General features: G+C 39.9%; 21 protein-coding genes and 2 pseudogenes. 12 read left to right on the top strand and 11 right to left on the bottom strand.

The window, feature by feature from the left end:
* Positions 1–143 precede the first annotated feature (143 nt).
* Positions 144–1,349, top strand: coding sequence for a histidine kinase (locus RMX89_RS01700; RefSeq protein ID WP_322669737.1), 1,206 nt, complete (start codon positions 144–146; stop codon positions 1,347–1,349).
* 58 nt (positions 1,350–1,407) lie between these two features.
* Here RMX89_RS01700 and RMX89_RS01695 read toward each other — a convergent pair whose 3' ends face one another.
* Together RMX89_RS01695 and RMX89_RS01690 are read right to left on the bottom strand one after the other, a co-directional pair.
* On the bottom strand, positions 1,408–2,433 hold the full coding sequence (locus tag RMX89_RS01695; RefSeq protein WP_322687692.1) for a PleD family two-component system response regulator: 1,026 nt from the start codon (positions 2,431–2,433) through the stop codon (positions 1,408–1,410).
* Entirely contained in the window at positions 2,421–2,621 is a 201-nt protein-coding gene (locus RMX89_RS01690) for a hypothetical protein (RefSeq protein WP_322686696.1), read from the bottom strand. Before RMX89_RS01690 ends, RMX89_RS01695 begins: the two co-directional genes overlap by 13 nt.
* Positions 2,622–3,078: 457 nt before the next feature.
* On the opposite strand from RMX89_RS01690, the gene RMX89_RS01685 reads away from it, so the two are divergent.
* Complete coding sequence (locus RMX89_RS01685) at positions 3,079–3,339, top strand: chlororespiratory reduction protein 7 (protein WP_322669736.1); 261 nt, start codon at positions 3,079–3,081, stop codon at positions 3,337–3,339.
* A gap of 343 nt (positions 3,340–3,682) precedes the next feature.
* On the opposite strand, the gene RMX89_RS01680 is transcribed toward RMX89_RS01685, so the two are convergent.
* Positions 3,683–4,252 carry a DUF2854 domain-containing protein gene (locus RMX89_RS01680; protein ID WP_322669735.1) on the bottom strand — a complete coding sequence of 190 codons (570 nt, stop codon included), beginning with the start codon at positions 4,250–4,252 and terminating at the stop codon, positions 3,683–3,685.
* A 124-nt stretch (positions 4,253–4,376) separates the two neighbouring features.
* Between RMX89_RS01680 and RMX89_RS01675 the strand changes: the two genes are divergently transcribed.
* Both RMX89_RS01675 and RMX89_RS01670 read left to right on the top strand, forming a co-directional pair.
* Positions 4,377–4,580 carry a hypothetical protein gene (locus RMX89_RS01675; protein WP_322687691.1) on the top strand — a complete coding sequence of 68 codons (204 nt, stop codon included), beginning with the start codon at positions 4,377–4,379 and terminating at the stop codon, positions 4,578–4,580.
* 83 nt (positions 4,581–4,663) lie between these two features.
* A complete protein-coding gene (locus RMX89_RS01670) occupies positions 4,664–4,837 on the top strand; it encodes a hypothetical protein (RefSeq protein WP_322669734.1) in 174 nt (57 codons plus the stop codon).
* Between the two features lie 129 nt (positions 4,838–4,966).
* Here RMX89_RS01670 and RMX89_RS01665 read toward each other — a convergent pair whose 3' ends face one another.
* Together RMX89_RS01665 and ppk1 are read right to left on the bottom strand one after the other, a co-directional pair.
* Positions 4,967–5,383, bottom strand: coding sequence for a response regulator transcription factor (locus RMX89_RS01665; protein WP_322669733.1), 417 nt, complete (start codon positions 5,381–5,383; stop codon positions 4,967–4,969).
* Positions 5,384–5,544: 161 nt separating this feature from the next.
* A pseudogene (gene ppk1, locus RMX89_RS01660) lies at positions 5,545–7,754 on the bottom strand (polyphosphate kinase 1).
* Between the two features lie 749 nt (positions 7,755–8,503).
* On the opposite strand from ppk1, the gene RMX89_RS01655 reads away from it, so the two are divergent.
* Together RMX89_RS01655 and RMX89_RS01650 are read left to right on the top strand one after the other, a co-directional pair.
* Positions 8,504–9,019, top strand: a complete 516-nt coding sequence (locus RMX89_RS01655; protein ID WP_322687690.1) for a hypothetical protein — start codon at positions 8,504–8,506, stop codon at positions 9,017–9,019.
* A gap of 731 nt (positions 9,020–9,750) precedes the next feature.
* Complete coding sequence (locus tag RMX89_RS01650; RefSeq protein WP_322687689.1) at positions 9,751–10,182, top strand: hypothetical protein; 432 nt, start codon at positions 9,751–9,753, stop codon at positions 10,180–10,182.
* An 81-nt stretch (positions 10,183–10,263) separates the two neighbouring features.
* Here RMX89_RS01650 and RMX89_RS01645 read toward each other — a convergent pair whose 3' ends face one another.
* Complete coding sequence (locus tag RMX89_RS01645) at positions 10,264–13,200, bottom strand: hypothetical protein (RefSeq protein ID WP_322687688.1); 2,937 nt, start codon at positions 13,198–13,200, stop codon at positions 10,264–10,266.
* A 372-nt stretch (positions 13,201–13,572) separates the two neighbouring features.
* Between RMX89_RS01645 and RMX89_RS01640 the strand changes: the two are divergent.
* The 4 genes and pseudogenes from RMX89_RS01640 to RMX89_RS01625 all read left to right on the top strand — a co-directional run.
* Positions 13,573–13,811, top strand: a pseudogene (locus RMX89_RS01640) (sensor histidine kinase); the annotation flags it as partial.
* 462 nt (positions 13,812–14,273) lie between these two features.
* Positions 14,274–16,838, top strand: coding sequence for a GAF domain-containing protein (locus RMX89_RS01635; RefSeq protein ID WP_322687687.1), 2,565 nt, complete (start codon positions 14,274–14,276; stop codon positions 16,836–16,838).
* A complete protein-coding gene (locus tag RMX89_RS01630) occupies positions 16,832–17,281 on the top strand; it encodes a response regulator (protein ID WP_292814634.1) in 450 nt (149 codons plus the stop codon). The genes RMX89_RS01635 and RMX89_RS01630 overlap by 7 nt, the downstream gene beginning before the upstream one ends.
* A gap of 5 nt (positions 17,282–17,286) precedes the next feature.
* Positions 17,287–19,569: a response regulator gene (locus RMX89_RS01625; RefSeq protein ID WP_322687761.1), complete on the top strand. Its 2,283-nt coding sequence runs from the start codon at positions 17,287–17,289 to the stop codon at positions 19,567–19,569.
* A 274-nt stretch (positions 19,570–19,843) separates the two neighbouring features.
* Here RMX89_RS01625 and ychF read toward each other — a convergent pair whose 3' ends face one another.
* From ychF to yidD, 3 genes are all read right to left on the bottom strand, one after another.
* The gene (gene ychF / locus RMX89_RS01620) at positions 19,844–20,935 is read right to left on the bottom strand and encodes a redox-regulated ATPase YchF (protein WP_322687686.1); all 1,092 of its coding nucleotides are present in this window, start codon (positions 20,933–20,935) and stop codon (positions 19,844–19,846) included.
* Between the two features lie 44 nt (positions 20,936–20,979).
* Positions 20,980–21,207, bottom strand: a complete 228-nt coding sequence (locus RMX89_RS01615) for a hypothetical protein (protein ID WP_322669727.1) — start codon at positions 21,205–21,207, stop codon at positions 20,980–20,982.
* Between the two features lie 194 nt (positions 21,208–21,401).
* Positions 21,402–21,638, bottom strand: coding sequence for a membrane protein insertion efficiency factor YidD (yidD, locus tag RMX89_RS01610; protein WP_012412579.1), 237 nt, complete (start codon positions 21,636–21,638; stop codon positions 21,402–21,404).
* Between the two features lie 61 nt (positions 21,639–21,699).
* On the opposite strand from yidD, the gene RMX89_RS01605 reads away from it, so the two are divergent.
* On the top strand, positions 21,700–22,404 hold the full coding sequence (locus RMX89_RS01605) for an SEC59/DGK1/VTE5 family protein (RefSeq protein WP_322687685.1): 705 nt from the start codon (positions 21,700–21,702) through the stop codon (positions 22,402–22,404).
* A 277-nt stretch (positions 22,405–22,681) separates the two neighbouring features.
* On the opposite strand, the gene RMX89_RS01600 is transcribed toward RMX89_RS01605, so the two are convergent.
* Positions 22,682–23,059, bottom strand: coding sequence for a hypothetical protein (locus RMX89_RS01600; protein ID WP_322687684.1), 378 nt, complete (start codon positions 23,057–23,059; stop codon positions 22,682–22,684).
* Between the two features lie 129 nt (positions 23,060–23,188).
* On the opposite strand from RMX89_RS01600, the gene RMX89_RS01595 reads away from it, so the two are divergent.
* The gene (locus tag RMX89_RS01595) at positions 23,189–23,377 is read left to right on the top strand and encodes a hypothetical protein (protein ID WP_322687683.1); all 189 of its coding nucleotides are present in this window, start codon (positions 23,189–23,191) and stop codon (positions 23,375–23,377) included.
* A 300-nt stretch (positions 23,378–23,677) separates the two neighbouring features.
* Here RMX89_RS01595 and RMX89_RS01590 read toward each other — a convergent pair whose 3' ends face one another.
* Positions 23,678–24,580 carry an alpha/beta fold hydrolase gene (locus tag RMX89_RS01590; protein ID WP_322687682.1) on the bottom strand — a complete coding sequence of 301 codons (903 nt, stop codon included), beginning with the start codon at positions 24,578–24,580 and terminating at the stop codon, positions 23,678–23,680.
* Positions 24,581–24,884 lie beyond the last annotated feature (304 nt).

Genomic DNA, 24,884 nt, shown 5'->3' with positions numbered 1-24,884 from the left:
CAGAAAAAGACACGTTTGATGTCAAAAACGCAGATCGGATAGGAGTATGAAAATCTAAAATAGATATTAAGAAGAAAAAACAACGACCATCGACAACCGTCAGTCCTTTTTACTTTCTGTAAAGCGTCACCGGGTTGTTACCAGTGCTGAAACACGATTACATGCAAGTTTCCCAGGATCAGCCTATTTATTCTGAGGCTCCACTCCAGCTGTTACTGTTTGTCGATGGACGTCCCAAGTCCCGTCAACAGGTGCAGCGAATACGTGCTTACTTAAAAGAGTTGCAGGTTGAGTATAGTTTTGAACTTCAAACTATTGATGTTGGTCAACAACCTTACTTAGCAGAACACTTTAAATTGGTAGCAACGCCAGCTTTAATTAAAATTCACCCGGAACCACGGCAGGTTTTGGCTGGAAGTAATATCATAGCGCAATTGAAAAACTGGTGGCCTCGCTGGCAAGCCGCTGTAGACGCCTATTTGAAATTACAGGAAGACTTACAAGAACGGATAGACGATAATGCTAGGGTGACATTACCCAAATCGACTATCCGTTCAGTTGCTGTTTCTGCCGAACTGATCCGACTCTCAGACGAAATTTTTCGCTTAAAACAGGAAAAAGATAACCTCCAAGAGCAGCTACAGTTTAAAGATCGGGTGATTTCGATGCTGGCACACGATCTCCGCAATCCCCTAACTGCCGCCGCGATCGCCATCGAAACTCTCCAATCTAACTACAATTTAGAAACAGGCCAATTTCAGCGCCTTAAACCATCCTTAACGGCGCATCTATTAAAACAAGCCCGTAATCAAACTAAGATCATCGATCGGATGATTGCCGACCTTTTGCAGGTAGGTCGAGGCAAAGATACTGAGTTTCCAATTTTACCACAAAAATTACAACTAGGTAAACTGTGCTTAGATGTACTAGAAGAATTGTGCGATCGCTACACCGCTAAATCCCAAGAGGTCGAAACAGATATTCCCAATGACTTACCTTATGTATATGCTGACCCAGAACGCATCCGGCAAGTGCTAGTGAATCTGTTAGATAATGCCATCAAATACACCCCAGAAGGTGGCAAAATTAGCATCGCCGGATTACACCGCACTACCCAAAAAGTTCAGTTTAGTATTGGCGATACTGGGCCTGGTATTCCTGTGGAGAATCGCGATCGCATCTTTGAAAACCACTTCCGCCTGCAACGGGATGAAGGTACAGAAGGTTACGGCATTGGTCTTTGTCTATGCCAACGCATCGTTCTGGCACACTATGGCCAAATTTGGGTGGATTCTGCCCCCAATAACGGAGCATGGTTTCACTTCACACTGCCAGTTTATCCTTCTTAGGTAAGGATATTGACAAATGACCAATGACCAATGACTAATGACAAATGACAAATGACAATTAAGAAGTTGAGACAAAGCGATCGCGTCCCCCGGCCTTTGCTTGATAAAGTGCTTTATCTGCCAGCACGATCAACTCTGAAGGTGAAGATTCCCAAGTCGGGACAACAGTTGCCACACCCATACTGAGAGTGACGTGCTGACTCACCGCAGAACCGTCATGAACAATTTGCAAATCTTTGATTCCCGCTCTAATTGCGGTGGCGACATGAAGTGCGCCAGATGCAGGAGTGTATGGCATAATCACAGCAAATTCTTCTCCACCATAACGCGCTACTAAATCCCGATGTTTTTGTGCCTTAAGGCTTAAGACAGCACCCACCTTTTGTAAACATACATCCCCTGCCGGATGGCCGTATTTATCATTATAAAATTTAAAAAAGTCGATATCACACAAAATCATTGACAAAGGAAATCCCTCTTGTGCGAGATTAATCCATTGAGTATTGAGATAATCGTCAAAGCGGCGACGATTAGCTAACTCAGTTAAGCCATCTACATTGGCAAGGTGATGCAAAGCTTCGTTTGCCGCCTCTAACTGTTTGTATACTTGTGCTTGCTGTAGCAGTCGACGCAACCGCTGGCGTAATACAGGCCAGTGAATTGGCTTAGTGACATAATCAGTCGCTCCCGCTTCAAAAGCACGGTTTACAGATTCCTCATCGTCCAAGCATGTGATCATCAAGATGGGAGTGCGCTCCCATATCTTGGACATGACCGTATTGTTAAGAGTCGAGTCAGTATCAAAGGTGGCAAGGGCTGAGATTAAATTATTCCTAGCAATCTGGAGCAAGTGCTTACAGCAGGTAAAGCCATCCATCACAGGCATTACAGCATCTAGCAAAACTATATCGGGTTTGATAGTCTCGTAAGCATCTAAACATTGCTTACCATCATTGACCTCGACTACTCGATAACCTTCTTGTTCCATTGCTTTACGCAACAATACCCGGATGGTCTTGTCATCATCAGCCACTAGAATCAGTGGTGGTTGCTTAGAAACAGAAAATGGGCTTATGCCTGACATGAGTTGCCTTCCACTTGCGGGATTATCCTGAAAAAGGCTGTGCAACTCAATTGCATGGGGGCGATCGCTATTTTCATCAATGCCAGGATTTGCGGCAAAGGCGTGTCTGGCTTCACAATCAACTGTTTTTTGACAATGGACTGCCCAATGTTGTCGGGCCAAGCAAGCGGTAGATAAATAAGTTGCATAGACAATCTGTAATTTGAACGCGAAGGCAATTGCTGCCTTTTTGTTCAGCGATGGTTATGGGAGAAAATGTTACTTTTATATTTCCCTATTGTTAAAGTCAAATTACAATTTTTTTGAGAATTACAAATACACACCCTAATTATTTAGTTATGTAGTTAGTTTATAAACCCAGTGAGACAAGGAAAAGCAATCGCTAAAGTCCCCTTACAAGATAGCTAATACTAAATACTAATATCACCTGACTGAAATTTATTTAGTCTATCCGACAAGGTTTGCTGAGGTTTAGTATAATTACATAAGATTGAGAGAAAACTTAGTGCAAAACTTTATTTTCAAGTGACTTCATAACCCTTTCGTTCTAGCCACAAACCGTCCAAAATTAAAGTTGACTACACAAACAAGCAAAAGTTCTTCCAAAAACCATTCAAACCTATTGACATTCGCTAAATCTTTAAAATGCCAGACTCATTAATGTACCAGCAGGATAATTTTGTTGTTCTAGAAACAAATCAACCAGAACAATTTATGACATCATCAGAGCTATTAGAAAAGCTCAAAATAACTCTTCAACAACTTATAATTCAAGATTTACCGCCTGACTTGCAAAAGTTTAATACTGTGGAAACTCAAGCCCAATATTTAATTGACACTAGTTGCGAATTAGACATTGGCCCTGGAAAATATTTACAGTGGTACGCAGTTCGTTTAGAAAAGTAACTTTTTGGTAAATGTAAATGTTTAAGAGAATCCCAAAAAATATCTTAATAAAAAATTTCTGACTACCTCCCCGACTTTTTGAAAAAGTTGGGGAGTTAAATCTTGGTTAAAGGAATTCTCCAAAAAGAATAATTACTAATTCATAATTCATAATTCATAGTTCAAGACACTGTACACCAATCCATACTGCTCATCAAAAATTTCGTGGTTAATAAGAGCATGGAGCCTACAGATACCACTAATTATAATTATGAACTATTAATTATTTTGACTGTTGCAAAAATATGGGTAACAACAAGTCATAAAGGTATGAAATTTGGGTAACGATAATTTTTGCTCTTGACTATTGACTACTGACTAGTGATTCTTTTTGAGTATTGATTAGCGCTAGCTCAATTGTATTTTCAGATGGCTGCGTTATTTGAATTTCCAAACCAGGGCCAAAATAATTGGTCATTTTTTCATGCTTTTTTTGCCACACATCAATCGGTATTAGCGGTGAATCAAATTCTAAAATTAGGGCATAGCTCCCATTAACTTCCGTTTCTCGTATCCCTGTCACTGTTGGCCGCTCCTGGTCAGTGGGACTCAAACCCAGAAAAGAAAGTGTTGTATCTAGATGAGCATCTTGACCGTAGCAATATCGGGTGATGTCTTTGCGAATTTTATTTTGCGTATCAGTTGCTTGCTGCTGGCGCAGTCTCAATGCTGATGGTGACGTAGTTTGGGTAAATGGTACTGGCTTAAGTTCATTCGCTTTTAGTGCCAGTCCTCCCAATAGTAGAGGAATCCCGTAAAAAAATCCGACAAGATTGAGTGTGGCATTATTATCAGCATAGGCGACAAAGCCAATGATGGTTAATATGCCGCCGATAGTTAGACCGAGTGTTCCCAAAGAGATTTGGCGTAGCATGAGCTTAAATTAGGATAAAGTCTGAATACCTTAGTTTTATTATCATCGGCTATGAGCAACAAATTAGGAAAGAACATTGTCCCCAGGTGCTAGTGTTCAACTAACCCTAAATTGCCATATTAAGATGGTTAGAAACCGCACGCCAGTTGCTCAAGAGTGGGAAGGGAACACACCAAGAGCGAATAAGTCAGGCATTGTCGCTCAAAACACTGGCTTCGTTTCAACGAGACTTTATCCACCTTTGTCTTTGTGGTTTTCAAACACTCAATTTATCCTTAGTCCATATTCGCACAGCATCACGCAGGGAAGGCAAGTGGCACTAAGTTGACTACTAAGGGTGTATAGTGTCCCAGAATATTAGATTTTGCGTTAACTTTAAATTTAAAGGTAGCTAAAGATAGGAAAAAAATAATGGATATACAGACTATAAAAGAACGAATTGTCGCAGTTCAAAATAAACGCGATTACCTATTAAGCTTACTGGAGCAACCAAACCTGGGAACTTTGAGAATAGATGTAAATCAGGCTTTGGAAGAACTGGATGAATTAATTGATGAATTTACACGCACCATTCCGGCAGAGTAAAAATTATTAAAATTTACGTCGGTTTAACCTCAACTTCCGGCTAGACCGACGTTCTTCAGTAGTATCATGTCTTCAAATCCCCAAAATTGAACTAAGCTTGAGTTGGCGAAGCAATAATCACTGGATTATTTATCCTGCCACTGAACCATCTCCTGCACGCTGACCTAGCTGCCTAACCAAGGCAATAAGTTCGCTTGTAGGTACATCTTTCTTGCAAACGTTATCAAAGCTAGACATTGCCTTTTGCCCATGAAAATTTACGTCTTCCACTGAGGAGTAAGCAAGTATCTGGGTATTCGGAGATATAGCTTTAATGTGACTGGACGCACTCCAGCCATCCATGACTGGCATCTGTAAATCTAGAACAATTACGTCAGGATGGCAACGTTTAACCATTTCTATAGCTTCTTCACCATTACTGGCTAAACCTACTACTTGAATATTTTCCTGGCAAGAAAAAACCAATTGTAACGTTAAACGAGTCAGTTCGTGGTCATCAACTACTAAAACACGCAAGGTAGAGAGCTCGCAGGATAACATTAACATTGACGGGAAAAACAAATTTATTCAGAGTAACCCCTCCAGTTTATGAGAACAAGTGCCAGCACTGACTCTATCCTATGGTTGAATAACTTGTGTGAAGCTATGTAAACAACTTAGACAACTGCTCAAAAAATTCAATTTTTCCAAAAAAAAACTAATTTGAGCTAGTTGTCAAGGTATAAGTAACTTATTTTTTTATCAATCAGGTTGGGACTACACCAGTTGAGCGTAATGCCATGTTCATGAGAATTTTTTGTGAATTAGCTTCTGGAGAATCATCATAAGGACGCCGTTGAATGTAAGTACCATCAGCTTGTAATTCCCAAGCTTGGCGATTATCTGCGAGCATAATTCCCATAATTTCTTGCAAATCTTTAGCAATATCTGGATCTTTTACTGGGGTAATTACTTCGACTCGGCGATCCAGGTTGCGGCGCATCCAGTCAGCACTGCCAATATAGATTTCCTCCTGTGTATTGTTATGAAAATAATAAATCCGAGAGTGCTCTAAAAAGCGACCAACAATACTGATGATGCGAATATTTTCACTAATGTCTTTGATTCCTGGGCGTAAACAACAAACACCCCTAACAATTAAGTCGATTTGCACTCCGGCGCGGGAAGCTTCATATAAAGTGGCAATAATTTCTGGATCGACTAGGGAATTCATTTTGGCGACAATCCGTCCAGAAAATCCATTTTGAACATTTTCGATTTCGCGGTGAATTAATGCCAAAAAGCGATCGCGCATATTCACAGGCGCAACCAGCACTTCTCGATAAGATTTTTGCAGGGAATACCCAGTTAAGAAATTAAATAAATCTGTAATGTCAGCACCCAATTCTTCACGGCAACTAAACAATCCTAAATCTGTATAGAGTCGTGCTGTTTTAGGGTTATAGTTACCAGTCCCAATATGTACGTAGCGACGTATCCGGTCTTTTTCGCGCCGTACCACCATGACGGTTTTACTATGGGTTTTTAGCCCGACTAAACCATAGACAACATGAACTCCAACTCTTTCTAGGCGTTTTGCCCAGTAAATATTATTCTCCTCATCAAATCGCGCCTTTAATTCCACCAGCACAGATACCTGCTTGCCATTTTCAGCAGCGGCAATTAAGGCGTTGACGATGGGCGAGTCACCAGAAGTCCGGTAAAGGGTCATCTTGATGGCTAAGACATTCGGATCGTAGGCAGCATAGGTAATAAAGCGCACAACTGTAGCCGAAAAGGATTGATAGGGATGGTGTACTAGTAAATCCTTTTCTTGAATTACAGCAAAAAAGTCTTTTCCTTCGTCTGTCTCCAGCGCATCTGGGTTTAAACTCGGTTCTCTCAGCCTTTGCAGGCGTAACGGTACAACAGATTGGCGTGGTGGATCTTTGAGTTCCGGCAATGGTAAGGACATAAAGTACATTAAATCCCGCAGTCCCAAAAGACCATCTACCTCGTAAACATCACTTTCTGCTAATTCCAAATCATGTAATAATCGCGATCGCACTATTTCTGGAGTCTGGGATTGAATTTCTAGCCGGACTGGACTTCCACCCAAACGCCGCTTTCGCAATTCCTGTTCAATCGCTAACAACAAATCATCTGCTTCATCTTCTTCTAAGACTAAATCGGCATCACGGGTAATGCGGAACGGATGATATTCTTGAATGTTCATCCCCGGAAATAGAGATTCCAAGTTATGAGCGATCGCCTGTTCTAAAGGTACTCCAGTCCAATGGGCAGGTTTTTCGCTATTCTGATCTCCCAACTCAGGCGGTATCGGTAAAAATCGTGGGAGAACACTAGGGACTTTGATTCTGGCAAAAAATTCTTCTTCGGTGTCTGGGTTCTTGACGACAACAGCCAGATTCAGACTGAGATTAGAAATAAAAGGAAAGGGATGACTAGGATCGACAGCCAGAGGAGTCAAAACTGGAAAGATTTGTTCCTCAAAATAGCTGTTGAGATGAGTCCGCTGCTTTTGATTTAAATCTATGTAATTCAGAATATGAATGCCATGATTTACTAGTAAAGGACGAAGCACTTCCTCAAAATGTTGGTGCTGTTTGTTGACATGGGGAGTGAGGGCAGACCTAATATCGTCTAGCTGTTGTTGTGGTGTGCGACCATCAGGAGTTAACAGGCTAACTTTTGCCTCTACTTGTTGCTTTAAGCCAGCAACGCGCACCATAAAAAACTCATCTAAATTAGAGTTAAATATTCCCAAAAACTTAAGACGTTCCAGAAGTGGGGTGCGATCGTCACAGGCTTCATGTAATACCCTGGCATTAAATTCTAACCAGCTTAACTCTCGGTTAAGATAATATTGTGGATCGCTGAGATTGATGGGAGTAGCGCTTTTTTTAGATTTTGCCATAATGACCTAAAGGCAGTCAGATGTAGCCCATTCAACTGGGGGACAATAAATATAGTAAGTTAAATGGTGCTTGAGGGTAACGCTAAGGCAATTTTTTGCTGCGCTTACGATCTACCTCGCTACTGGGAAAGGACAGACATCATAACTTTCAAAAATCTATTGGTATTTAAATAACTGTAGTCAAAGACTCAAAAATTAACTTGTGTAGGCACGAAAGCCAACATTCCTAAGAAATTTTTGGGTGTTTTGCGCGTAGGCATAGCCCGTCGTAGACATCGCCTTGGCTATCTTCCAGATAACCACCCTAACCACCTAACCTATAACTAGATTTTATAGCCGTTTTCAATTTTATGGAATATGGTGTTGGCGTATAGTTATCTGCCCTTTGAAAATATTGCATCCATACAATAACTGCGATCGGACTGGGATTCAAATCGTTGCCCACAGCATATTACCTATAAAGATGCACTTAAGATTTAGCAAAGATATGACATAGCCATATCTGACAAGTTTTAACGAATTATTAAGCAGTATTTACAGAGTATTGGAGTGTTGTAAGCAGTCTAAAGGCTTACCTCCAATCCTTGATGGATTTGGCTTTCCAACATACCAAATTTGGTAATCATTACTACAACTTTTATACAGGCATTTATTATGCATAAGCCTGACTGCAACTCTATTTCTATAAGGTATTTGAAGCTTTTATTCAGAGCTACACCAATACTTCCATCTATTAGTTTTTTTAATTTGTGACCTCTAAAATTTTAAAAAATTTCAGTATAATCTCTGAGATATTTCTGGCAGGCAATGGTTATATTGATAACGTAAAGAAAAACAACACGGGGAGTTTGTTAATCATGAAAATTTCTGCGATCGTTAAAGGAAGCATTTGTCTGCTAGGTTTGGTTGGTGTTGGTAATATCCTGGCTGCACCAGCAAGTGCAGGACAAGCTTCTGCTCGTGGTGCAGTTACAATAGTTAGACCATCAGGTGCTTCTCTCAGCGTCAGTGGTGAGTTGGTTGCAGCTCCAGGTACAGACTTTACCGCACTAGATGTTGTCGTTAATGGTAATTCTGCTCCAGGTACAAACCAAGAAGTTGTCACAGGTCTCACATTAACTCCAACTAGTGCGGCATCTTCAGTCACACCTCCCACCACAATTTCAGCAGCTATTGCAGCAGCTATTGCAGCCAATGCTCCTACAACTGTTGAAGATTTAGCAACCCTTGTCAGAGCAGCTGGTGTTGGTGGCGGTTTAGAGTAGATTGAATTTTTGCTTCGTAAGTACTTACAAAAATTTTAACAACTGACAGAACAGTTGAATAAATTAATAGATCATAGGGAGGAGAAATAGCAATGCTATATCTGTTCCCTATATTTATTTTGTGGCTCAGATTCCCGACTTTTTGAAAAAGTCGGGAATTTTGTTATATGGGTCTTTCGTAGAGAGGCATAGCTAGAGTCATTGGTGTTAACTAAACGTGAAGGCTGGTAAGCAAGAATGCTTTGAGACATTATCTTGTTCCTAGTCTCTTGACTGGAAAGGCATATTTTGTCCACCTCAAGTATTGAGGTAGAGCCGCAATGACAAGCATTTCCAGCTAGAGACTGAAAGCGAGGTTTTAAAAGGTTTTACGTTTAAACTCAGTAAAGGCAATTCATGAATTGCCCCTACTGAAAACTAGGATTTTAGTCCTTTATTGAATTGCCATCTAACTCCTCATCAATCCTTTACATAGCTTTATTGATATCAATATAAACCCTGAAACTCTCACTAAATATTGAATAGAGAGCTTGCGTAAAAATACGAAGCCTCAAAATGTCCATTTTTCACAAAACGCTCCCAACAAAGGTTTTATATTTTTATACACTGAAAGAATAAAAGCCCAATAACAAAAGGTTCTGCCTCTACTTTTGCTAGTCGAGGTTAATTTTGCACTATCAAGCAAAATCTGGAAACAAGCTAAGGCGAAGAACATGAGGAGTTCATAAAACATGAATAGCTTATCCCAAAAATTACCTATAAGTCTTCGAGGAAGTATCTGTCTATTAGGCTTAATAAGTGTAGGAAACTTTTTAGCCGCACCAGCAAACGCACAACAAGCTACTGCTAGTGGTGCTGTTACTCTTATTAGACCTTCTGGCACTTTTCTCAGTGTCAGTGGCGAGGTAACTTTACCTTCTGGCTCTTACTTTAACGGAGGTGTAACAATTTCTCCTACTTATGGAGGTATCGCAGGTGGAAATGAGGAAACGATAACTAGTCTGACTATAAGCCCAGGATTAGTTCAAACTACTATACTCTCTAACCCAAACCCATTTATTGATACAACAGCAAACTTATTAAAAAATACTACTTCTGTTGAAGATTTAACAACTGTAATCCGAGCAGTCGGTGGTAATAATGGCTTAGGTGGTTTAGATTAAACATAATTGACAAATTAAAAACCTTTTAAAAACCTTATATCCCCGACTTATCAAAGAAGTCGGGGATATTTTACGATGCTATCAAAATCGATAACCACCTTGAAGCTGTAGGTCAAATCCATTCTCGCCTGTACCAATTTGAGTTTCTATAAACATACTATTATCTGGAAAATTATGTCTTAGAATAACTCCATAATTGAAGCCAGAAACTCGGCTACTCAAACCTACATTATTAATAGCATAATTTTTAAAATAAACGCCAGCATAAAGATTTTTGCTAATTTTGTGTAACCCCTGAAATTGAAAGAAAAACTCTTTACCCATCTCCAAATTTGTCTTGAGGTTCAAACCATGACTAGTACTAAATTCTCCATTAAAAAGACCTAGAAATTCACCATTGCTATTATTCTCAACATAAGCAATGCCAGGAGCTAAAGAAAAACCAAAATTCCTTTCTTGATGCTGATATAAATAACTTAAATAAGTAGAAAAAGGATTATTTTTATTAGAAGCACTATTCCAATCAACTCTCAAGTATGGTACGTGAGTGTTAATAGCTACAGGCCTTTTGGCTGAATTTAACCGCACATCAGTTTTAATATAGTTAAGAAGTATATTAGTATAGAAACCTAATGTTGGTTCTTCTATTCCTAAATTATTATTAGAAACGCCTGGGGCTGAGTTAGCATCTATATTAAACCATGTTCCTACATTAGCACTATAATTAAAATTTCCAGAAGAACCTGCTGCTAATAATTCAACTGTCGGCAATGAAAGATAACCATTAAAGCTATTAAAACTAACACCAATTTTGTCAACTCTAGTGAGTTCCATATAATCGAATGCTAAATCGGCTGCTCGCGCTTGAATTGGTACTATTGTCGAATCTGAGGAATTAAATTTTTGTACAAATTGTTGTCCTTGGGGACTTGTCAAAATTACTTCGGCAGCAGATGATTGGTTAATAGGATCAATAGAAGTATCAGTTAAAGGAATCGGAATACCAATGTAAGTCAGAGGGCCAAAAGTTTTATTAGAAAGCCTTAAATCAGAAAATAATGTATTACCTTCCTTTAAAATAGAAATATCTCTTCCAAGAAATTGAACTGCTCGTTTGTGGTTTCCCGTTCTTATTTGTAAAATACTAGAGTTCTGAGGAGTGACTTGACTAGGAAATGTATAAGTTCCAGATACCTGCTCTAGTCCACTAGATGCATTAGCATAAGATAAAGTGCGATTCAGCCTGTTATTAATTTGTCTTCTTTGTTCAGATGTAGCAGTTGTACTTAAAGAAGTAAAGCCTTCTCCATCCTTAAACTTTTGTCTAGCTTCTTGTAGACCTTGTTGAATATTATCAATTTGAATAGCTTCAAAAACTTCACCTAATAACAAACCTAATGTAGAATTTACTGATTGAATAGCATCAAGACTAGTATCGCTGAATTTAGCTGTCAGAGATAATCCTGGAGCAGAAAAAATATTAGAATAAGTAGCCTTGACTGCAACTGGATCGTATTGAATTAAACTGCGATTATGAGGACAGCTAACATATAGCCTATGCCAATCTGAACTTTCTTGAGTTTGAGATAGCGTCTGAAATACAGGTTGTCTTCTCCCTAAAGATAACCACATTAAAGAGTTAAAATAATGAAAGTCTTTCTCCGATTGAAAAAGAAAAGGATTGACTGCTACATTTAATAAATCATAGTTATCAAATTTGCCAAGTTGAGCAACCTTAATACCTGGTAAGGAAGAGATAGGAGCATTAAAACCAAAACCTTCTCCTGTCAAGATATTTCCCCAGGAGATACCAGTGGCTTCTAGGGCACTATTAGGAATGATTTCGCCTATCTTGAGTTTGACATTTCCATCATCTAGTAAAGGCTGTATATTCGTCGTTGGAAAGCCTTGCAAAATTTTGGGGGCATTGGCAGCATCTAAAGCTTGAAATAAAGCTTGTCCACCATTAATACTCAAAGTAGAACCACTACCAATAGCTAGAATAGGATTTCTTAAAACTGTGACATTAGGATTGTTTGAGTCAATTCCACTATTAATGGTAACTCTGCCAGCAGGTATCCCTTCAAGATTTACCAATTGTCCAACTATTGAGGTTATGGAAAAATTCTGAGTATCAACGTCTCCAAATAAATTCTGAAAATCTGTAGGTATAGCGAACAGAGTTTGCAATCCCCAAAATGCTTGTTGTGAGGTAACATTTTGGGTGATATAAGTATTAGTTTGTCTTCCTTGAAAGATGATACCGACTTGGGAGCCTTTCGTTTCAACTACTATTCTATTGCGATCTAGAACCCAGTAAAACTGGTCAGTCTTAGGAAATTTAGCATAAGTAAACTTATCAATAATTTGATTCTCTCCAGAAAATCTGACTCTTATATCTGTATCTATATAATTTTCATTTTTATTTGGCTTAAATAATTCTGTAGAAAAAGTAAGGTTATCTGTAGGATTAACAATCCAAGGATACTTATTGGCACTAAATGTTAGGGCATCAAGAATTATTGTTTTTTGGATTGCTTGTGGTTGTTTTTTTATTCGACGTAATTTTTCTATTAGTATTTGTTGCTGGGGTGTGTATGGTTTTAACGGATTTGAATTTGATGGTGAAATTGTATTTGGTTGAGGGCTTTCTCGATCTTCTTCAGGTAGCTGGGGAGGCTTTTCTTTGTATTCTTCAATCGGGATAACATCAGCAATGGTGAATTTGCGTAACTGTTTTGGCTTCTCTAAGTTAGAGTTAGACTTTCTTAAAGCCTGTTTTAAGAGTTCTTGGCTTCGCAAGTTATTTATTTTTCGATCTGAATTTATTAATGACTTGTTATGATTAGCGATTAAATCAATCTTATTCCTGTCTATGCTTAGAGCGATCGCAGATAATTTAATAAATACAATTTTGTATAAAATTGTTGAAAATAACAAACAAATACCAAGAATTTTGATATGTTTTCTGAATCTCATTAGGGAGATATTGATAGTTCTTCGATTTGAATTTTTCAATGGTTTCAAAATAATTTTTTTGGCTATTCAAACTATTGAGCATTGGCTAATGTCGAAAATTAACCATTATTTAATACTTAGTCTTTGGATTTATTTGATTTGATGAATGGATTCAACAGTGTTTCAGTAAATATAGATAGTCAAAAAAGTTTTCTTTCTTATCCTGTCGGCAAATAATAAAATAGGATTAAGCAGATTTACTGCAACAAGAGTGTAATTCTTGAGCAAAAATTCAACCTCAGCGAAATCACCACAACTCAAAAATTGAGCGATTATTTAGCCGTATAAATACGTACTTAAAGACTAATAACTTAAAAAGTGGAGTAAAAATATACTTCAGGCTACTCGCTCTCGTCTGTAAATTTGATACATTTGCTGCTTTCTAGTAGAGTTTATTTATACATCCGGAGTAGACTGATTGAGCTAATTGAGGATACCCTTAGCCATGTATTGGAAATACTAGAGCGATATCTCACAATTAGCCGCTGTGCATTAATGCTGATGTAGATAAATTTCGCATTAATGTAAAAGCCAGTTTTCCTGAGAATTTCGACACAGTAGAAGACGATCGCATCGACCTAGAATGGTTTAGTGCGACTGGTAAATTACTCCGGTAAACTCACTAAATCTCTTATGTCTAATAACTAAATCTAATCATGCACAGTAAATACAATTAGTCCTAAACTTGTCTACACTAGGATTAGGGCGATGTCTACGACGGACTACGCCTACGCAATAAATTTGTGGCGTAGACAGGCAGTGGTTGATAAAAGCTTGTTGAAAAAGTTGTAAAGTATACTTAAAACCCCTCTTCAAATTTCTCCCTGAAACGGAGCGAGACTTTGAAACGCCGATTATCTTGTAGGCAAAGGGGGCTGGGAGAGTTAGGCTTTTAAGGCTTAGATGTTACGAAAAATACTTTTCAAACATCCTTTAAGAATCGCTTTTAACAAACTTTCCTGAACAGCCAAAGGTGAGGAAAGTATTAAGAATTATTAAAAAAACTTAAGCTATTCTTGAGATAATCATGTTGCTGACTGGATATAACATTTAGATTTTTTTAAAAAAAGTTAATGAAATTTAGACATATTGATACAGAAATAGCGAGGTTAGAAGCCCTCCGCCAGTATCAAATTCTTGACACAGAACCCGAAGAAGCTTATGACAATCTTGCTCGGTTAGCGGCCTTTATTTGTGGCACTCCCATATCCTTGGTAAATTTTATTGATGAAAACCGTCAATGGTTTAAGGCAAAAATAGGTTTAGATGTATCAGAAATGCCCCGGAGTGTTGGATTATCTTATCTTTGCCAAGAGCAGCGTCATGTTGTAGTGGTTTCTGATACCTTAGCTGATGAAAAGTTGGCAAGTAATCCGGTAGTAACTGGCTATCCATATATACGGTTTTATGCAGGTGTACCCTTAATTACTCCGAAGGGAGATATGTTGGGAACTCTGTGCGCGATTGACCAAGTTCCACGACAACTAAGCCAAAAACAAGTGGAGGCATTTGTGGGTTTGAGTCGCCTGGTAATTGACCAACTCGAACTCAGGCGTCATGTAAGTGAGGTATCTAAAGTTACTGAGAAACTAGTGGCACACGAGCAAGCAGCCCGCGCCCAATCTGAAGCCGCCAAAACCCGCATCACCAATCTTCTCGAAAGTATCACTGATGGTTTTTTTGCCCTAGATCAAAAGTGGCAATTCACCTATATTAATGGTCAAGCAGAACGGCTGTTGCAAAAAACTCACAATCAGCTTTTGGGTAAAAATATCTGGGAGGTGTTTCCAGAAATTATCGGCACAACATTTGATTGTGAATATCGCAGGGCAGTCTTAGAACAGGTTAGTGTCGAATTTGAGGAGTTGTATCTGCCACAGCAGCAGTGGCTTAAAGTTCATGCCTATCCAGCTAAAGACGGCTTGTCTGTTTATTTTCAAGATGTTACTGAACGACGGAAAACAGCAGCAGCACTACGAGAAAGTGAAGAACGTTGGCAATTAGCATTACACGGTAATAATGATGGTATTTGGGATTGGAACCTCAAGACTAATGAAGTGTTCTTCTCAACTCGATGGAAGGAAATGCTCGGCTATAAAGACTACGAAGTTTCCAACCATTGGGATGAATGGATAAAACGAATCCATCCCGATGAGCGAGATTGGGTACTTCAGGCTTTCCAAGACCACTTTGCCAAGAAAACACCGTTTTACGTCTGTGAATATCGAGTCCAGTGCCAAGATGGCAGCTATAAATGGATTTTAGATCGAGGACAGGCACTTTGGGACGCATTGGGTGATATAGTGCGGATGGTTGGTTCTTATACTGATATCACAGATCGCAAGCAGGCAAATGAAGAATTAAAGCGGCAAAATCTGCGATCGCAACTATTTGCCGAAATCACCCTGAAAATTCGAGAATCTTTACAAATAGATGAAATTCTTCAAACCACTGTCACAGAGGTACAAAAACTACTACAAGCTGACCGTGTATTAATTTTTCGACTGGAACCTGACGGTTCGGGAACAGTGGTACAAGAGGCAGTGCTGCCTGGTTGGCCGGTAATTCTAGGAAAAAATCTTTTTGACCCCTGCTTCAAAGAAGACTATATAGAAAGATATCGCCAGGGAAGAGTAAGCGCCCTTGAAGACATTGAATCTGCTCATATCCAACCATGCCATCGAGAATTTCTTCAGCAGTTTGCTGTCAGGGCTAACCTTGTAGTGCCGATTATTGTCAGGGAGGATATTTGGGGCTTATTGCTAGCTCATCAGTGTAGCGCACCTCGACAGTGGAATCAGTTTGAAATGGATTTGTTACAGCAATTAGCGAACCAAATTGGCATTGCTTTATCTCAGGCAAAACTATTAGAAAAAGAAACCCAGCAAAGTCAGGAACTTACTCGTTCTAATGCGGAATTAGAACAGTTTGCCTACGTAGCTTCCCATGATTTGCAAGAGCCATTGCGGATGGTAACTAGTTATTTACAATTGCTGGAGCGGAGATACAAAAATCAACTGGATGCCAATGCGGATCAGTTTATCACCTATGCAGTAGATGGGGCCAGCCGGATGCAGACCCTAATCAACGATTTGTTAAACTATTCCCGCGTCAGCACCCGTGGACAGCCTTTTGTGCCAGTTGATTGTAGTGTTGTCTTAGAACAGGTGCTTGCTAATCTTCAAGTGGCGATCGCAGATAGTAAAGCAGTTGTCACTTATGATATTCTACCTGAAGTAATAGCCGATCCTACCCAATTAACACAAGTATTTCAAAACCTGATTGCTAACGCGATCAAATTTTGCGATCGTCAACAGCCATTAATTCACATTGGAGTAAGTAAGAGAGATACAAATATATTAGATGGAAAAAATTTAAATTTTACCCCCTCGGAGGATGAATGGTTGTTCTGGGTGCGTGATAATGGAATTGGTTTGGAATCCGAATATAGTGAACGTATTTTTATAATTTTTCAGCGCTTGCACGGTAGAGACAAGTATTTAGGTACTGGAATTGGTCTGGCAATTTGTAAGAAAATTATCGAACGCCACGGTGGCCGGATTTGGGTTGAGTCGAAACTGGGTCAAGGCTCGACTTTCTACTTCACAATTCCAGATAGAGTAGGTAAGCAATGGTAAACACCATAACAGCGATTATGCCTATTGAGGTTTTGTTAGTAGAGGATAATCCTGGCGATGTCCAACTTACACGCATCGCCCTAGAAGATAGTAAAATCTCAATTCATTTAAACGTAGTCGAGGATGGTGTAGAGGCAATGGCATTCTTGCGAAAACAGGGAAAATATGCTAAATTACCTCATCCAGATATTGTACTGCTCGATTTTAACCTTCCGAAAAAAGATGGACGAGAGGTATTAGCAGAAATAAAAGGAGATGAAAACCTCAAACGAATTCCTGTAGTAGTTTTGACTACTTCCCAGGCTGAAGAAGATATCCTCAAAGCCTATAACCTTTTTGCTAACTGTTATATAACTAAGCCAGTAGATTTCGATCAATTCGTTAAAATTGTCCAATCAATAGAAAATTTTTGGTTTGCGATCGTAAAACTGCCACCGGAGTAGTGGAAATGGCAGGTAAAAATATTATTAAAGTCTTGTTAGTAGAAGACAACCCTGGTGATGTCTTATTGTTACAAGAGTTATTCAAAGAAGTTACCACAGTTATAGTTGAGTTGATGCCCGTTGAACGGCTTTATGAAGCACTCAACTACTTAACAAACGAAATTTTTGATGTAATTTTGTTAGACCTCTCGCTGCCAGATAGCCAGGGATTACAAACTTTTGTCATGGCTCATAATCAGGCAAAAGCAACTCCAATTATTGTGCTGACGGGTATAAATGATGAAACCCTGGCAACTAGGGCAATGCAAAAAGGAGCGCAAGATTATTTAGTGAAGGGGCAAGTAACTGGCGACTTGCTGGTGCGATCTATGCGTTATGCCATCGAACGTCAGCAGGCAGACAACGCACTGCGGCAGAGTGAGGAGCGATTTCGGGTTGCTCTGAAAAATTCTCCAATTTTTGTCTATAACCAGGATAGAGATTTGCGGTACACCTGGGTTTACAATCCGCCATCTGGATTGACAGTTGAGAAAATATTGGGCAAGCAAGACTTAGATATCGTCCCAATAGAAGATGCTCAACATCTAATTGCAATTAAACGTGGAGTGTTGACTACAGGCATCGGAACGCGAGAAGAAGTATCAATTACCATCAAAGATACAACGCGATATTACGATTTAACTGTCGAGCCACTACGGAATGAAACCCAAGAAATTGTTGGAGTGACATGCGCCAGTATAGATATTAGCGAACGACAAGCTGCGCTACGCGACCGCAAATTGGCACAAGAAAAAATTCGCGAACAAGCAGCATTACTAGATGTCACCACAGATGCTATCTGCGTCCGAGATTTAAACAATCAAATTATCTTCTGGAATAAAGGTGCAGAAACACTTTACGGTTGGCAAGCTACAGAGGCTTGGGGTAAAAATGCTAGCGAACTTTTGTATGACGAACCTTCACCGGAAATTGAAGCGGCTCTATTGCAAGCTATTAGTAAAGGGAAGTGGCAGGGCGAATTAACAAAACTTACTAAAATGAACAAAGAAGTCCTTGTGGCTAGTCGTTGGACTCTGGTATGCGATGAACAAGGAAAACCCAAATCAATTCTCACCGTTGACACAGATATTACCGAGAAAAAGCACCTAGAAGCCCAATTATTTCGCGCTCAACGCCTGGAAAGTATTGGCACTTTAGCTAGTGGTATTGCTCACGACCTCAACAACATCCTGACACCGATTTTGGCAGGAGCGCAACTGCTACCGCTAAAATTTCCTAATGCAGATGAGCGGACTCGTCATCTCCTAGAAATTTTAGAAATTAACGCTAGACGCGGTGCTGATTTAGTCAAACAGGTGCTGTCCTTTGCGCGGGGTGTAGAAGGGAAGCACATCACTTTGCAACTCAAACATATAATTCTGGAAATTGCCAAGATTCTTAAAGAGACCTTTCCCAAATCGATAGAAATCAGCACTAATGTACCGCAAGATTTGTGGATGGTTTCTGGAGATAGTACTCAACTGCATCAAGTGCTGATGAACCTCTGCGTTAACGCCCGCGATGCTATGTCCAATGGTGGTACTTTGAGTATCTCTGCCGAAAATATGTTGATTGACGCAAATTATGCCCGCATGAACCTAGAAGCCAAAGAGGGGCCTTACATAGTGATTACTGTCTCCGATACTGGAGTTGGGATTCCGAAACAAATGCTAGATAGAATTTTCGAGCCATTCTTTACTACAAAAGATGTTGGACAGGGCACTGGTTTAGGACTTTCCACAGTATTGGGAATCGTTAAAAGTCACGGAGGTTTTGTAAATGTGTATAGTGAACTGGCAAGTGGCACTAGCTTTCAAGTTTACTTGCCAGCAGTGGGGGGAATGGAAACAATTAGCCCCGAAAATTTGCCACCACAGACAGGACATGGAGAATTGATTTTGGTTGTCGATGATGAAGCCGCCATTCAAGAGATTACGACAACATCATTAGAAGCTTACAACTACAAAATCTTAGTTGCCAATGATGGCATTGAAGCGATCGCGCTATATGCTCAAAATAGAGACAGAATTAGTGCTGTCCTCATGGATATTATGCTGCCCTCACTGGATGGTTTAACAGCCATACGTACCTTGCAAAAAATTAACCCCCAAGTCAAAATTATTGCCAGCAGTGGACTTATGTCTGACAAGAAGCTCAGTGCAGTAGCAGCTATTGGTGTCAATACATTTTTGTCAAAGCCCTATACTGTCAACGAATTGTTGCTTTCTTTGCATAAAGTACTATCATGAATTAAATAATTGCGTAAGTATCCTGTTAACTGTGGGTACAAAATGCTGCTTTATTAAGTAGGTGCAAATTGTTTAGATTTGATATGATTGAGCATCCGTTAACAGACTCATTTTACCGATACTCACAGCTTGGCTATATTGTGGGTGGAAGTAGCTACTAGATAGATTTGGAGGATTGCTGGTTTATTTGCGATCGCCTTGCATATTTATGGCGATCGCAACTTAGCGTAACTTGACCATTATCTTCTCGATAACGGCCACTCATTAATTACATCTATACATTAAATCGGAACAACATTACATCCCCTTCCTGCACAACATACTCTTTCCCTTCACTGCGAACCAACCCTTTCTCCTTCGCAGCATTCATCGAACCAGTTGTTACCAAATCTTTATAAGCAACAGTTTCGGCGCGAATAAATCCCCGCTCAAAATCACTGTGGATTACACCAGCAGCTTGAGGTGCAGACATTCCCGCATTAATTGTCCAAGCGCGGGTTTCTTTGGGGCCGGAGGTAAAATATGTCCGCAAGCCTAGAAGCGTGTAAGTTGCCCGAATCAATGATTTCAAACCGCCTTCTTCCACACCTAAAGACGCGAGGAAATCAGCTTTATCTTCTTCTGGTAATTCCACTAATTCAGCTTCAACTTGAGCCGAAACTATCACAACTTGGGCATTTTCTGTTGCTGCAATTTGCCGCACTGTTTCGACAAAATGATTACCAGTTGCCAACTCATCTTCAGATACATTGGCAGCATAAATAATTGGCTTATAAGTCAGCAGTTCCAATCCTTTAATAATTACTGCTTCTTCTTCATTCAAGCTTACCTGACGCACCGATTTACCTTCATTTAAAGCCGCAGCTAATTTTTCTAAGACTGTGATTTCAAACTGTGCATCTTTGCTGGTACGAGCTAGTTTACGAGTACGATCAATTCGCCGTTCAATTTGTGCTAAATCTGATAAACCCAGTTCTATATTAATGATTTCAATATCTCGCGCTGGATCAACAGAACCAGCAACGTGGATAATATCATCATTTTCAAAACAACGTACCACATGGACGATCGCATCAACTTCCCGGATGTGGGACAGGAATTGATTCCCTAATCCCTCACCCTGACTTGCACCTTTAACTAAACCGGCAATATCTACAAATTCAACCCGCGCCGGGATAATTTGTGCCGAACTGGCAATCTTAGCAAGAACATTTAACCGTTCATCCGGTACTGCGACAACGCCGACATTCGGTTCAATCGTGCAAAAAGGGAAGTTAGCTGCTTCAGCTTTGGCATTAGCAACTACAGCATTAAATAAAGTAGATTTTCCGACGTTGGGAAGTCCGACAATTCCGGCTCTTAGCATTTTGGATTTTAGATTGGGATTTTGGATTACATTACCAAGTTAATCTAAACAGGTTCCGGTATGGTTTGGGGAATTGTCCCTGGAACCGTCTGAGGAATGGGAGCAGGTACTGGTTCAGGTACAGGCCCCGGTAACGGTTGAGGAATCGCTGGCCCCGGTACAGGTTCGGGACTAGGTAGCGGATTCGGCTCAGGATTGGGGCTAGGTAGCGGACTCGGCCCAGGAGTAGGAATTTGTGGTTCAGGTATAGAAATCGCAGTAAAATTAATCATCGTAAGTCTAAATTAAATTATTCAACCTTCCCACGCTAGATGACAACCTCATCTGTTGACATCTCCCCAAATAGCTATACCCACCAACACATCCTTTAATAATTTACCCCTCTTCTCATTCTCCGCGTCCCTCTGTGCTTCCCTTTGCGCCCCTTTGCGTTTAAAATCCAACCTCAATTCCCCACCGCACAAAACTACTCCTCCTTCACCTTTTCCACCACCTCTGGCACTGGATCGTAACCACCCGGATGAAACGGATGACAGCGCAAAATCCGCCGAGTTGCCATCCAGCTACCACGCAACACACCAAATCGTTCAATAGCTTCAATAGCATACATCGAACAAGTTGGTTGAAAGCGACAAGTCGGGAGAAACAAAGGCGAGATAAACATTCGGTAGCCCCGAATCAGCCAAATAAATAATAATTTCATTGCAGCTACCCAAATCTTATAAATTAGTAACAGGGGTAAAAATTTTCATTTTGTTGCATCTTTGTTAATTACATTTTCTGACTTCACCTCAATTCCGGTTTTCTGGCTGCAAATTGCGTCGGCTGCAATCTGGGTGTTACTCATCCTTCTAATTGCATTGGTGGTAAACCGCTTCGCCAACGAGCCAGAAATCGTGCGGAAGATAGTTCATATTGGCACTGGTAATGTGATTTTAATCGCCTGGTGGCTAGATATTCCCGCCAGTGTAGGGATTACAGCTTCTATTTTAGCGAGTGCAATCACCTTATTATCCTACCGATTGCCCATTCTTCCTGGTATTAATAGCGTTGGACGGCAAAGCTTAGGGACGTTTTTTTACTCTGTCAGTTTCGGTATTTTAGTTGCCTGGTTCTGGTACTTGCAACAACCCCAATACGCAGCACTAGGAATTTTGGTAATGACTTGGGGAGATGGATTAGCAGCCTTAATTGGGCAACGCTTTGGTAAACATAAGTATAAAGTTTTTGGGACAGAAAAAAGTTGGGAAGGTTCCCTAACTATGATGCTTGTTGGCTATGTTGTCAGTAGTTTGATTTTAGTTGGAACTCAAGGAAACAGTTGGCAAAGTTGGGCGATATCCCTGATAGTGGCAATTATAGCTACGGCTTTAGAAGCTGTTTCATTTTTGGGTATTGACAATTTGACAGTTCCTTTAGGTAGTGCAGCCCTTGCCTTCTTTTTAAGTAACTTAGTTTTGAGTTACTAAATTGCATTGAGTACTATTCCTAATTGAGCAAATAAGAGATAGCGCCAAAAATTCATCCTTAGCTACTTTTTTAAACGCAGAGGAACACAGAGTTAAACGCAAAGGTACACAGAGTTTTGCCAAAGTTAATTCGCTATGAATTAAAGAAATGTTGTACTTAGTTAATAAAAATAGTACTTTTCAGTTGAGTCCAATACGGGTAAGCAAGTTTGTAGTAAGGACTTTAGTCTTTATTTTCTAAGTACTAAAGTCCTTACTACAAATCTTCAAAACTAATTTACTGGTTTAGTAGTCCGATCGCAATTTCAAGATACATCTTAGCCTTGTGCAAGTTAAGCAAGCTTTCTTGGTCGTATCTGTCAGGGTAGCTCATAGCCTTTCCTTCCATTGTCAGCTTAATCAGCGCCGCTTGCTCATCTGTGGGTGAGTTCATCTCATCTACTACACCTTCAAGAAATTGAATAACGCTAAAACCTGGTGACTTCAACCCTCTTCCTTGCCTTAGTTGCGCGAGTCCTATCTGTGGGAATGCCATTAAGGTAACAATCCAACTGGTCTTGTACCCTCCGTTCCCAGTAGGCTTCAATCCGTAACGCCTACACAAGTCTCTCAATTCAGCAATAGTTTTGATTTCGAGTTCTGACCTTGTGAACATAAAATAGAGTTACCTCTTGTAAAAGTGGTATCGGTGGTGAACTTGTTTTGTAGACTGGGTATCGCCACCGATATAAAACTCTATTCTAATGGTTTCGTTCGTCTCAAGCTATATTTACATCTCTCAACAATGCCTAATCCTAAAGGGAACCCTCAAAATTTTGAACCAGCGCAACCAAAGGGAGATAAGCCATTAACTGACCAATTGAGTTTTAGAGTCTCTAAGGAAATGAAGGAAGAGGTAAAGGCTAAGGACGATCCTCCTGAATTTTGTCGCCAAGCTATCCAAAAAGCACTAGATGAAGATAAGAATAAGTAGTTATACCAATTTGAAAAAAGAATGGGACAAATAGACTCTTTGTAGAGACGCGATGAATCGCGTCTTTACCCAAGGATGTGTTGCAATCATTAATTGAATTGGTATTAAAAGTTTTTGGACTAAAACTTCAAGAACTATAATAAAGCCCTCCTATTAGAGAGGGCTTTATCGCTAAGTCAAACTCTTAATTTAATTAAGACCATAGTCCTATTGCCAATTTTTCGTATCGGCTCAATTAACAAAAAATAAATATTTTTGATTATATTCAACACCATCCATTACGTGAAAATTGAGCCGAGTTTATGACTGCGATCGCTCCAAAATCCAATCGAGTAAAATCGGATTGACTAACTCCGGCGCTTCATCTTGAGGACAATGCCCCACTCCCTCTAAAGGAATAAACTTTTCTACTTGCCCAAAGTTAGCTAATTCTCTCCCTAACTTAATTGGTTCCCACGGATCGGCCGTTCCCCACAAAATAATCGCCGGACACTGTAACAATGGTAAAAGGTCTTCAGGCAATGGCCCTGTAGAATAAGAAGTAAAAGCCAGAAACACAGCCCCAGCCCCCGGATCGCTTGCTGGTGAAGTGAGAATATCTACCAACTCATCTGTTACCATCTCAGGATTCGCATAAGCTTGCAGCAAAATTTTCCGCACCGTTTTCGGTTTGGCGAGTTGATTGAAAAAGAAATCGCCAACTGGTTTAATAGATAGCACCCGTTGCAGCAAAGGCGCTCCGTAACGACGAGATAAAGGTAAAGTTACCCGTTTGCGATCGTGCAACAGCCGTAAAGAACAGTTGAGTAAAGCAACTCCCAAGGCAATATCTGGGTTGCTTACTGCTGCTTGCATAGCAACAATACAGCCAATGGAATTTCCCACTAAAAAAGCTGGCTCACCCACTACTTCACGGCAAAAATCTGCTACTTGTTGTCCCCAAGTTTCTAGTGTGTAGTTAATTTTTTCACCAGGCTGAGGTTTTGCAGAAGCCCCAAAACCAATTAAATCGATCGCATAAACACGGCAATTTTCCGCTAATACCGGAATATTTTTTCGCCAGTGCCACCAAGAAGCACCAAATCCATGCACCAGGACAACAGCTGGCCCAGTAGTTCCTTGGGTTTGGTAACAGATCGGAAAATCTTGCCAAATCCAGGTTTTTGTAGAGTTAAGTGCTGTTTTTGAACTTGAGGTTGTCATGGGAAATTTGATGTAAAGAATGCTAAAAGCTTTTTAGCAGCAAAGCACAAGTAAAATTGTTTTGAATTTGCAGAAAATTTATCAGATTTTCAAAATAAATCTTTGGCTCTAGTGATAGCCTATACATATACCACAAAAGCTTCTAAGCTGATAGTTTTATCCAGTATAGAAAGTTTTCATCTTATTGATAGAGGTAATTTACTCACAACTGAGATGATGTCAGTATTAAAAATCATAACGTTTCTAATATGAGTAATATTTGGGCTATTTTTTAGATGTGAGTGAATTAGCATCAGTGCTAGAT

Source organism: Nostoc sp. DedSLP04 (assembly GCF_034530775.1).
Classification (GTDB): Bacteria; Cyanobacteriota; Cyanobacteriia; order Cyanobacteriales; family Nostocaceae; genus Nostoc.
Note: the sequence above shows the minus strand (reverse complement) of the source record. Positions and strands in the feature narration are given on the sequence as shown.

Excerpts from the sequence above, each read along its gene's own strand:
- RMX89_RS01685 (WP_322669736.1), top strand. The coding sequence starts at position 3,079 with ATGCCAGACTCATTAATGTACCAGCAGGATAATTTTGTTGTTCTAGAA.
- RMX89_RS01665 (WP_322669733.1), bottom strand. The coding sequence starts at position 5,383 with ATGTTAATGTTATCCTGCGAGCTCTCTACCTTGCGTGTTTTAGTAGTT.
- RMX89_RS01600 (WP_322687684.1), bottom strand. The coding sequence starts at position 23,059 with ATGTTCACAAGGTCAGAACTCGAAATCAAAACTATTGCTGAATTGAGA.
- RMX89_RS01675 (WP_322687691.1), top strand. The coding sequence starts at position 4,377 with ATGGTTAGAAACCGCACGCCAGTTGCTCAAGAGTGGGAAGGGAACACA.
- yidD (WP_012412579.1), bottom strand. The coding sequence starts at position 21,638 with ATGAAATTATTATTTATTTGGCTGATTCGGGGCTACCGAATGTTTATC.
- RMX89_RS01590 (WP_322687682.1), bottom strand. The coding sequence starts at position 24,580 with ATGACAACCTCAAGTTCAAAAACAGCACTTAACTCTACAAAAACCTGG.
- RMX89_RS01670 (WP_322669734.1), top strand. The coding sequence starts at position 4,664 with ATGGATATACAGACTATAAAAGAACGAATTGTCGCAGTTCAAAATAAA.
- RMX89_RS01680 (WP_322669735.1), bottom strand. The coding sequence starts at position 4,252 with ATGCTACGCCAAATCTCTTTGGGAACACTCGGTCTAACTATCGGCGGC.
- ychF (WP_322687686.1), bottom strand. The coding sequence starts at position 20,935 with ATGCTAAGAGCCGGAATTGTCGGACTTCCCAACGTCGGAAAATCTACT.
- RMX89_RS01595 (WP_322687683.1), top strand. The coding sequence starts at position 23,189 with ATGCCTAATCCTAAAGGGAACCCTCAAAATTTTGAACCAGCGCAACCA.
- RMX89_RS01635 (WP_322687687.1), top strand. The coding sequence starts at position 14,274 with ATGAAATTTAGACATATTGATACAGAAATAGCGAGGTTAGAAGCCCTC.
- RMX89_RS01695 (WP_322687692.1), bottom strand. The coding sequence starts at position 2,433 with ATGTCAGGCATAAGCCCATTTTCTGTTTCTAAGCAACCACCACTGATT.
- RMX89_RS01690 (WP_322686696.1), bottom strand. The coding sequence starts at position 2,621 with ATGCAACTTATTTATCTACCGCTTGCTTGGCCCGACAACATTGGGCAG.
- RMX89_RS01625 (WP_322687761.1), top strand. The coding sequence starts at position 17,287 with ATGGCAGGTAAAAATATTATTAAAGTCTTGTTAGTAGAAGACAACCCT.
- RMX89_RS01630 (WP_292814634.1), top strand. The coding sequence starts at position 16,832 with ATGGTAAACACCATAACAGCGATTATGCCTATTGAGGTTTTGTTAGTA.
- RMX89_RS01615 (WP_322669727.1), bottom strand. The coding sequence starts at position 21,207 with ATGATTAATTTTACTGCGATTTCTATACCTGAACCACAAATTCCTACT.
- RMX89_RS01650 (WP_322687689.1), top strand. The coding sequence starts at position 9,751 with ATGAATAGCTTATCCCAAAAATTACCTATAAGTCTTCGAGGAAGTATC.